The organism is Deltaproteobacteria bacterium PRO3 (assembly GCA_030263375.1).
GTDB lineage: Bacteria > UBA10199 > UBA10199 > DSSB01 > DSSB01 > DSSB01.
Genome location: SZOV01000032.1, coordinates 25,129 through 31,849 on the forward strand (window position 1 = coordinate 25,129; position 6,721 = coordinate 31,849).

Annotated in this window: 5 protein-coding genes; 3 read left to right on the forward strand and 2 right to left on the reverse strand. The window is 65.5% G+C overall.

What is annotated here, in order from left to right:
- The first annotated feature begins 171 nt into the window (after positions 1–171).
- The 3 genes from FBR05_06940 to FBR05_06950 all read left to right on the forward strand — a co-directional run bounded on the left by FBR05_06940 (position 172) and on the right by FBR05_06950 (position 3,544).
- The gene (locus FBR05_06940; protein ID MDL1871925.1) at positions 172–918 is read left to right on the forward strand and encodes a TlyA family RNA methyltransferase; all 747 of its coding nucleotides are present in this window, start codon (positions 172–174) and stop codon (positions 916–918) included.
- Positions 919–946: 28 nt separating this feature from the next.
- Positions 947–2,641: a tetratricopeptide repeat protein gene (locus tag FBR05_06945; GenBank protein ID MDL1871926.1), complete on the forward strand. Its 1,695-nt coding sequence runs from the start codon at positions 947–949 to the stop codon at positions 2,639–2,641.
- 129 nt (positions 2,642–2,770) lie between these two features.
- A complete protein-coding gene (locus FBR05_06950; GenBank protein MDL1871927.1) occupies positions 2,771–3,544 on the forward strand; it encodes a hypothetical protein in 774 nt (257 codons plus the stop codon).
- Between the two features lie 5 nt (positions 3,545–3,549).
- Here the strand turns inward: FBR05_06950 and FBR05_06955 are convergent, their stop codons facing one another.
- Positions 3,550–5,790, reverse strand: a complete 2,241-nt coding sequence (locus FBR05_06955) for a hypothetical protein (GenBank protein MDL1871928.1) — start codon at positions 5,788–5,790, stop codon at positions 3,550–3,552.
- The gene (locus FBR05_06960) at positions 5,790–6,707 is read right to left on the reverse strand and encodes a hypothetical protein (GenBank protein MDL1871929.1); all 918 of its coding nucleotides are present in this window, start codon (positions 6,705–6,707) and stop codon (positions 5,790–5,792) included. The genes FBR05_06955 and FBR05_06960 overlap by 1 nt, the downstream gene beginning before the upstream one ends.
- Positions 6,708–6,721 lie beyond the last annotated feature (14 nt).

A 6,721-nucleotide genomic window follows, 5' to 3' on the forward strand; every position in this document is an offset into this window, starting at 1 on the left:
CCCGGCACTCCATTGCGTTGCGCTGAAATCCTGACGAACATTGTAGGGGTCGTTCGCGAACGGCCCCTACAGATACCGTCAAATCTCTAAATCTATTTTTCCAACGCTCCCGGGGAGGGTGAACTGGACCGATGGGTCCCAAGCAAGGTTCGCCACTATAAACAATTGAACATCGCACCCAAAAAACTTCGCATCGACCAGCTCTTGGTCCAGCTCGGCCTCGCCCCCACCCGGGAGCGCGCCCAGGCCTTAGTCCTGGCGGGCAAGGTCTACGTGGGCGAGCGGCGGGTCGACAAGGCCTCGCAGAGCTTCCCCAATGACGCGCCGGTCCGCGTCAAAGGCCCCGACCACCCCTACGTCGGCCGCGGCGGGGTCAAGCTGGAGAAGGCCATCGAGCACTTCGGCATCGACCCCAGGGGAAAGGTTTGCCTGGACGTCGGGGCCTCCACCGGCGGATTCACCGACTGCCTGCTGCAGCGTGGGGCCGTCCGGGTCTACACCCTCGACAGCGGGAGCCATCAGCTCCACGAGCGGCTGCGCGCCGATCCCCGCGTGATCGTTCGGGAAAACTTCAACGCCCGCTTTCTGAAGGCCTCGGACCTGCCCGAGGCGATCCAGCTTGTGGTCGCGGACGTCTCCTTCATCTCGCTCAAGCTCCTGATTCCCCCGCTGATCGAGGCCCTCCCCGGGCCCTGGGACGTACTCCTCTTGGTGAAGCCCCAGTTCGAGGCGGGCAAGGGCCAAGTCGGCAAGGGCGGGATCGTCCGCGACGAGGCCTTGAGGCTGCGGATCGTCCAGGATCTGGCTGGATTTGCGGAAGGGGCTGGGTTAGAGCTGGTCGGCACGGTCCCGGCGGCCATCCCGGGAGACAAGGGAAATCAAGAATATTTCCTGGCCGCGAAAAGACTAGGGCAATAGACGCGCGGCTTTTTTATAATCGAGTTGCATGAACATGTCCCGGATTTCCGAACGCACTTTTTCGATCTTGCTGCTCCTGGGCCTTGCCTTTGGAGCGTCGGCCTGCACCACTGTGCGCAAGCAAGCGACAGCTGCCGAGCCCGTCGCCGCCGACGAGGCCCCGGTCAAGCGCGACAATCTCTTCGGGTCGGGCGACGTCCAACCGGAGGGCAACAGCGCCCTGCACTACATCGACGCCCGCCTCTACGAGCTGCGCGACCAGGACCAATCCACCCTCGAGGCCCTGCGCCTGGCCCTGCAGAACGACCCCGACTCCAGCTACCTGCACGGCGAGATGGCGCGCAACCTGGCCCAGGGCAACCAGTTCGAGCAGGCCGCGCTGGAGGCCGACAAGGCCCTCCAGCTCGACCCGGGCAACCCGTCCCTGCACCTGCTGCGCGGCAAGCTGCTCTCGGTGCGCCAGCAAAGCGACGCCGCCGTCCTCGAATACGAAAAATGCATCAAGCTCAAGCCCGACTTGGAAGAGTGCTATACCATGCTCGCCCGCGAGCACGCCCTCCAGAAGCGCAACGACAAGGCGGTCGCCACGGTGAAGCGCCTGCTCAAGGTCGATCCGGCCTCGACCTCCGGCCTTTATTACTTGGGCACCCTCTACAGCGCCGACCCGTCCAAGACCCGCGAGGCGATCCAGGCCTTCAAGGACATCCTCGACGAGGACCCCGACGACCTGAAGGCCATGGCCTCCCTGGCCCAGATCTATCTCGACAAGAAGATGTACCCCGAGGCCCTCAAGGTCTTGCTGCGCATCGAGCACCTCGCCCCGCACGACGTCCCGATCAAGCTGCGGATCGGCCTGATTTACTACGAGATGAAAGACTTCGACCAGGCCATCGACCGCTTCAACAAGGTCTTGCAGCTCAGCCCGCAGAACGACCGCGTCTCCTATTACCTGGGTCTGCTCGAGGCCCAGCGCAAGAATTATCAAAAGGCCCTGGGCTACTTCGAGAATGTCCCGACGTCCTCCGAGCTCTACAAAGAGTCGGTACTGCGCATCGCGCTGGTCTATCAAGAAATGAACCGCATCCCGGAGGCGATCGAACACGTGCAAAAATCCCTCAAGGTGCGGAAAGACGTCCCCGAGCTCTACGAGTTGCTCGGCACCCTCTACGGCAAGCAAGGGCAATACGCGAAGGGCATCGCGGCGATCGACCAGGGCCTGAAGAAATTCCCCAACCAAGAGCGGCTGCTCTTCAGCAAGGGCGTCCTGCAGGACAAGCAGGGAGAATTCGAAAAGAGCATCGCGACCATGCGCCAGCTGCTCGCCGTCAACCCGCGGAATTCCTCGGCGCTCAATTACATCGGCTACTCCTACGCGGACCGCGGGATGAACCTGCAGGAGGCCGTGGCATTGTTGACCCAGGCCAACGAGATCAAGCCGAACGACGGCTACATCCTCGACTCGCTCGGCTGGGCGCACTTCAAGGCCGGCAACCGCGAAAAGGCCTTGCAGCTGCTGCACCAAGCGAACAAGCTCTCCCCCAACGAGCCGGTCATCCTCGAGCACCTGGGCGACGTCTACCTGGACAAGGGAGACAAGGCGAAGGCCCGCGCGTATTTTCAAGACGCCGTCGCCGCGGCCATCGGCGAGGAACATCCGGAGGCGCGGGAAATCGAGGACCTGAAGCGCATCCAATCCAAGCTGTCGGCGCTGACGCGCCCGTAGGGGCGAACACGAGGTTCGCCTCTACAAGGTGGTTTCGGCCCTGTTCCTCTCGAAAAATTATTTTGACCCTAACGCCAAATCCGTAGGGGCCGTTCACGAACGGCCCCTACGGCGACGGCAAAAAAAACTATGCCCCGCATAAATCCCAACTCCGCAAAAAGACATTTCATTAAAAGCTTCTCCCTCCTGGCCCTCTTCGCCGCCCTCCTCGCCTGCGCGAAGGCCCCGCCGCGCACCGCCCTCGACGCCGCGACCTCCGCCGGCCTGCAGCAAGAGCTCGACGCCTACGCGCGCCGTCGGGCCGAGCTCCCCGGCCTCTCCGCATTCGTCCAGGTCAAGCTGAGCGCCGGCGGCAAAAACGAGCTCTTCGACGCCGCCCTGCTCGCCAGCCCGCCGGATAAGCTCTACCTCCAGATCCTGGACGACCTGGGCCAAGAACGCGCCCGCGTCGTCGCCGACGGGGCCCAAGTGCTCTTCTTCGACGCCCAGGAAAACCGCTACGAACGCATCCCGCAGGACGGCGAGGCCCTCAAAAAAACCCTTCGCCTCCCCTTGAGCGTCGAGGAGCTGATCGATCGCCTCTTGAAGCGACTGCCGCCTCAAGCCGAGGCCCGCTGGGAGGCCGCAAACGACAAACACAACACCGAGATCCGCTATTGGGTCCGGCGTGGCGGCGACCGACTGGGCCTGGGCGCCGCTCCCCTGGACCTCGCGAGCTACGAGGCCATCAGCCCCTCCGGAAAATGGAGCTACCGCATCGATTACGGCCCCAACGCCATGCAATGGACCTTTCGCCGCCCCAAGGCCCGCTTGAGCCTGAGCTTCCAAGACCTCGACACGGCCAAGGCCCCGCCCGACTCGCGCTTCGACACCGAGCCGCCGCCCGGGGCCGCGCCGCGGTAGGCGCGTTAGTCGATCTTCAGGCAGCCGCCACCGACGTGATTTTTTAGATAGATGTGAAAGTGGGGATCGAGGTTCTTCACCTGCCACTCCCGGCTCTCCGGGGAGAACTGGAACAGCCCGAGGGCGGCGTGGAGGTGCTGGCGGTCGAAGCCGCAGCGCTTTTGGTCTTTCTTCGAAAAGGTCGCCTGCGATTCCTCTCCGGCCAGGCGTATCTCCTGGAAGGCGATCTCGCGTCCGGCCTGGCCCTGTTTTTGGTCGCGCAGGCTCGCGATCTCGACGCGGGCGTCCTTCATCTTCGCCGCCTCGTCGATCTTGACGGGAAAATATATCCCGCCCGGGAGCCTGGCGAACAGCTTTCCCCAAACGTCGCCGCGGATCTTGATCGGGCCGAGCTCGGCCTGCGCGATTTCCAGGGCGGGGGAGCCGTTCGGAGGAATGCTCCCGGCCAAGTCCATCCGCGCCACCTGAAACTCAATCTCGCTGGGACGGATATAGAAGTCGGTGACGACCTGTTGGGCCAAGGCCTCGCCCAACTCCTTTTTCAGCTCGCCCCATTCCGCCACCTTCGAGGGATCTTGATGAAAGGTCACCAGGCCGTCCAGGCCCCGCACGCGGATCGGCTTCTCGCCCAAGCCCTCGAGGAGGGCCCGCCCGGAGCCGGGCCAAAGACTCAGGCGCCCCACGCCTCCGACCTCGGCCCGCTCCACCTTCGTCTGGACCGAGGCCTTCAGCTTTTCGGATTGGACCAGGAAGCGCAGCTCGGGAATTTTCGTAAAAAGCCGGCCGGCGATCTCGAGGCGGGCGCGGCCGTCGGCTTCGTGGGACAGGCCGAGGCTGCCGTCGCCCTCCAGCGCCTCGAATTTTAAAAACCCCAGCTCCGCGCCCTGCCGAGACACGCGCAGCTCGCCGGTCGCCTTCCCCTTAAGCCTGGCCTGAAATTCCGGCCGCCCCCCGACGAAGCGGAGCCGCAGGGACGTCAGGCTCGCCTTGTCTCCGGGGGTGGTCCGCAGGTCGAGGCCCTGCCCTTGAAGCGAGACCTGCTTCGCCTCGAGCGAGGCGATGTCGACCGCCGGCCCCTCCGGCGTCAGGGAAAAATTCAGGCCCTTCACCTCCAAACCTTCTTCCATGCCGAGCCGCAGGCCCTCGCCGCCTCCGCCGGGGCTCAACTCGAGCCGGACCTTCCGGCTGCGATAGGCCGGGACCTCGAAGCGAGTGCCTTGCCCGCCGAGGGTATCGACGTGGACGCGCAGCTCCAAGGGCTCGAGCCGCTCGTCGGCGTTGCTCAGGCTCAGGCTGCCCCCGGCGCCCCGCCACTGGACGGATTTCAGGCCGTGGACCTTCACCACCGGATCGAGCAGGGATCCGGTGATCACCAGGCGATGCTTCTCGCCGGGGGCGAGCGGGCCGAACTCCAGCGTCGCGCCCCGCAGCTGGATCCGACGGTTGCTGAAATCGCCCTCGACGAGGATCTCGCTCTCCTCCAAGAGCGGCTTAACCTGGTCGACGCCGACGTTCTTGGCGACCTGCGCCCCCTTGGCCGCGAGGACTTTCAAGACGAGATCCAAGATCTGCCAGCTGTAGACGGGAATCCCCTGGTTCAGGTCGAAGCCCGGCCCCTTGACGAGTCCCGGGGGCAGTTCCGCCTTCTTGAGGTAATCCTCGTGGACCTGCTTGGTGACCGGGAACCACAGGTATTTTACCCGGGCCTGGAGCTTGCGGCTGGCGGGTTCCATCTCGACGCTCAAGACCCGCACCATGAAAAATGGACCGAGGATGGGGACCTGCTCGAGGGGCTTGAGCAGGGACTGCGGCCCGGCGTAGTGGCGAAACTCAATGCCCAGCTGCACCAGCGCGCCGCCGTCCTTGAGGACCGCCGTCGTGAAGGTCTGCACCTTCCCCGGGCCGATGCCCTGCATCGGCAGCTTGAGGTTGCTGCGCAGGGTGAAGTCCTCGAGCTGGGTCGTGATGTCGTAGAGCAGGCGCGCCGCCGGCGAATCGGGGGGCGGGGGCAGCTTCGGCGCTCCGGCGACGGGGCTGAAAAACATCGCGGGCTTTTGCCAAGGCGCGGCCGACGCGACGAGCTGCTTCGGGACGAGCGCGGGGCGCTCGCCCGGCTCATCGCAGACATAATAATCCGCGGCGCCGGGCGAGGCGGGCTTTGCCGCGCCCGGCATGGCGTTCAGCGAGGCGAAGGGCTTGGCGATCGGGAGCAGCGGCGGGGGCGTGGAGACTTTTCGGCAGGGCATCAGGGCTTCCCTCCCTCTCCCAAGGATTGCGCGAACAGCTTCCAAAAGGCCGGGGAGCTCAGCGGCGCCTGATCCACGATGAGGACCACGTGACGTTTCGAGGCGTCCGCGGGCAGCTCGGAAAACCAGGCCCCGAGGTGGGCGTCCGCCTCGAGCCGGATCCCCTCGCCCCCGGCGTAGGCGACGCCTTTTTGCACGCTCCACAGCTGGTCCGCCTTCACCGAGAATGCCGAGAGCCAGGGTTGCCTTCGCGCGGCGTCGCCCTCGCCCGTCTTCGTCCAGACTTCTCCCTCGCGGATACCGACGCCCCGGCCGCCGACCAGGGCGCCGTGCGGCGTCAGGACGATCTGCCAGGTCCCTTGAAGCTCGGCCGAGGCCTCGACCTTGCCCGGCAGGCCGGGGAATTCCGCGGGACCGAGGCGAAGCGGGGAATTTCCGCGCGGGTTGACCCACAGAAACAAGGAATTTTTCTCCGGGGAATAGCTCAGGCTCCCCTGCACCCCGGCCGAGACCGGGACGCCGGCGGGACCCGTGTCCAGCCGCGCCGCCGCCCGCAGGTCGAGGGCCACGCGGGGCTTCGCCAGCAGCTCCTGCCAGGGCGGGGTTTGGTAATGTCCCGAGACCTCGGCGCCCTGAAGCTTCCAGCCCGGCGCCAAGGCGATTTCGCCGGGCCCGATCCGGAAGCCTCCGGAGAAATGGGCAACGCCGGGCGCCTTGCGCAGGCTGAGCTCCAGCCCCGCGCCGTCGAGCGCCCGCGGAATTTCCAGGGTGGCGCGGAAGCCCTTGGCGTCGCTGCGGCCGCGGACCTTGCCGCCCTCGGCCAAGACCTTTCCGGATTTTTCGGCGCGCAGGGCGCTCAAGACCCATTCGGAGTCCCGGAGGTCCGTCTTGAAACTGAGCTCGGAGCCGAACCGCATCTTTGGGGATTCTC

Bases quoted from the DNA above. Each gene is read 5' to 3' on its own strand.
- FBR05_06945 (MDL1871926.1), top strand. From the start codon at position 947: ATGAACATGTCCCGGATTTCCGAACGCACTTTTTCGATCTTGCTGCTC.
- FBR05_06950 (MDL1871927.1), top strand. From the start codon at position 2,771: ATGCCCCGCATAAATCCCAACTCCGCAAAAAGACATTTCATTAAAAGC.
- FBR05_06955 (MDL1871928.1), bottom strand. From the start codon at position 5,790: ATGCCCTGCCGAAAAGTCTCCACGCCCCCGCCGCTGCTCCCGATCGCC.
- FBR05_06960 (MDL1871929.1), bottom strand. From the start codon at position 6,707: ATGCGGTTCGGCTCCGAGCTCAGTTTCAAGACGGACCTCCGGGACTCC.